The organism is Acidimicrobiia bacterium (genome assembly GCA_016650365.1).
Lineage (GTDB): Bacteria > Actinomycetota > Acidimicrobiia > Spongiisociales > JAENVV01 > JAENVV01.
In genome coordinates, this window is record JAENVV010000053.1 from 1 (window position 1) to 1,002 (window position 1,002).

Sequence of the window (1,002 nt, forward strand, 5' to 3'; positions counted from 1 at the left end):
ACGAGAACAGCACCAACGACCTGGCGGCCCGCCGGGATTTCACCAAGCGAGATCGCAGCGAACCCAGCAACCAGAAGAGGCGTGAGCGACAACACGAGACTCGTCGTTGCAGCAGGTTGATTATCAATGGCAACGAACTGGGCGCCCTGAGTCAAGGCGTACATCACAACACCGAGCGCAATGACCCGAAGGACAGTGGGTCGGCCCATCCCCGCCAGAATCGGCCTAGGTGTCCTTCCCAGGGACGTTGTTGACATTTGACAAGGTGAGAGCCTCCCGGTTCGGTATGGGGTGATAAATGCTCCAGACCGAGGAGAGGCTCTCATGGGATACCGTAATGCGAAGTTGACACCGTTCGGGCGGCGATTGTTGGTTGATCGGATCGAAACGTTGGGATGGCCGGTGGCATCAGCTGCCGCGGCGGTGGGGGTGTCTCGCCAAACTGCCTATCGGTGGCTTGTCCGGTTCCGGTCTGAGGGTGATGGCGGGCTTGAGGATCGATCGTCTCGACCCCATTCGTGTCCCACCCGTCTTGATGCGGTAACCGAGCAGCGAATCGTCGATGATCGTATCAGTGAACGTGACGGACCCCATCTGATGGCGGGCCGGCTTGGCATACCCCGTTCAACGATCTATGCGGTGCTGGCTCGTCGGGGGTTGTCGAGGCTCTCAACGTTGGACCGTTCCTCGGGGGTAGCTATCCGATATGTGAAAGACTGTCCGGGCGAGCTGGTGCACGTTGACGTCAAGAAACTTGGCAAAGTCCCTGACGGTGGCGGATGGCGGGTCCACGGTATGGAAAACCGGGGCACCAAACAACGAGTCGGTTACGAGTTTGCCCATTCAATGATCGATGATCACTCGCGGGTCGCCTACACCGAGATTCTCGACTCGGAGAACGCCGCTGCTTGTGCCGGGTTCATGCTCAGAGCGTCCCAATGGTTCGCTTCGCTCGGATTCCGGATCGATCGGGTCATGACTGACAACGCCTTCGCATACACC

2 protein-coding genes are annotated in these 1,002 nt (G+C 59.1%); one reads left to right on the plus strand and one right to left on the minus strand.

Features of this window, described 5'->3' with window-relative positions:
• On the minus strand, positions 1 to 209 hold a 209-nt coding region (locus JJE47_03420; protein MBK5266459.1), incomplete at its 3' end, for an EamA family transporter.
• A 115-nt stretch (positions 210 to 324) separates the two neighbouring features.
• On the opposite strand from JJE47_03420, the gene JJE47_03425 reads away from it, so the two are divergent.
• The coding region (locus JJE47_03425; GenBank protein MBK5266460.1) for a DDE-type integrase/transposase/recombinase at positions 325 to 1,002 on the plus strand (678 nt) is incomplete at its 3' end.